Consider the following 1,458-nt stretch of genomic DNA (forward strand, 5'->3'; position numbering starts at 1 on the left):
GGGCATATCGCCGATCTCGTCGAGGAACAGCGTGCCGCCGTCGGCGCTCTCGATCAACCCCTTGCGCCCCTTGGCCGCGGCCCCGGTGAAGGCGCCAGCGGTGTGCCCGAAAAGTTCGCTCTCGATCAGATGTTCCGGGATGGCCGCGCAGTTGATGGCCACGAAGGGGCCGCTGCGCGCGGAGCTGTCATGGATCGCGCGGGCGAGAACCTCCTTGCCGGAGCCGGTCTCACCATGGATCAGAATCGGAATTGAGGTGCGCGCCAGCTTGGCGGCACGGCACTGCATCGCCGCCATCACCGGGTCGCCGCCTGAAAGCTCGGCGATCGGCTTCGGCAGCAGCTCGACGGGAACGCGGCGTCCGCTCGGCGGCTGCGGTTCGATCGCGTGCGCGAAGAGGGCGCTGCCGTTGCGGCCGAACACCAGCCGCTCCTCGGTCGGGCGTCCACGCGTCAGGTTCGGCAGGTCGTCGATGTCCATGTCGAGATAGCGCGAGATCGGCTGGCCGATCGGCGACGGCGAATGCCTCCAGTCGATACCGCCGGCCTGCGCCAAAAGCAGCGCTGCGCCGCGCGTCGTGCCGAGGATGCGGCCGGAAGCATCGAGCGCGATCGCCGCTTCCGGATCGACGTCCAGGAACTCCGGCGAGCGCGAAAAGCGCAACACCCATTCGGAGTGCATCTGCGCCATCAAATTGGCGAGCTCGATGCGTCGCGCGGAAGAGGTCACCAGGTGCAGCGCGAGGTTCTGGCTGACTTTCGGCTGCGGCGAACGCAGCAGCGAAATGTCCAGCACCGCGGTCAGCTCGCCCTTTGTGTCGAAGATCGGCGCGGCGGTGCAGGAAAGCGGCGTGTGCGTGGTGTCGAAATGGTCGGTTTGATGAATGGTCATCGCCTCGCCGGTGACGATGCAGGAGCCGACGCCGCAGGTTCCGGTCCGGCTCTCCGACCATTCCGAGCCGAGATAGAGCCCGGCCTTGCGCAACTGGTCCATGAACAGCGGATCGCCGAGGAAGTCGACGGTGACGCCCTTGGCGTCGGCGAGCAGCAGGACGTAGTTCTGGCCCGCCACCTGCTTGAACAACGTCTCCAGACCGCTGCGGGCAATCGCGATCAGCCGCTCGGACTGCTCGCGGTGTTCGCGCAACTGGGTGTCGGGAACGATGTAGGCTTCAGTCGGCCGGGCCGGATCGAGCCGGTGCGTGTCGACGCAACGCAGCCAGGATTGCACCACGATATCGTCGCGGGCCGATCGCGCGCCGGACAGAACCTGCTCGATCTCGCGGATATGCTCTCGTTCGCCAGCCATGCGTCCTCCTCGCAGCCAACGTCCTTTGCGGCCACATAGTGGTGCCTCGAAGATACGCGCTCAACTGTACTATGGTAGCGCGCGACGGCGCCGATCTCACAGGCGGGGGAATTTGCGACACCCCCCATTTACGCGCCCGCCCTTTTGCCC

General features: G+C 66.5%; 1 protein-coding gene. It reads right to left on the bottom strand.

Going from position 1 to position 1,458, the window contains the following annotated elements:
* Positions 1-1,308: sigma-54-dependent Fis family transcriptional regulator (locus EOA38_RS36480; protein WP_145966292.1), on the bottom strand; the 1,308-nt coding region annotated here is incomplete at its 3' end.
* Positions 1,309-1,458: the final 150 nt, after the last annotated feature.

The organism is Mesorhizobium sp. M1E.F.Ca.ET.041.01.1.1 (assembly GCF_003997355.1).
Classification (GTDB): domain Bacteria; phylum Pseudomonadota; class Alphaproteobacteria; order Rhizobiales; family Rhizobiaceae; genus Mesorhizobium.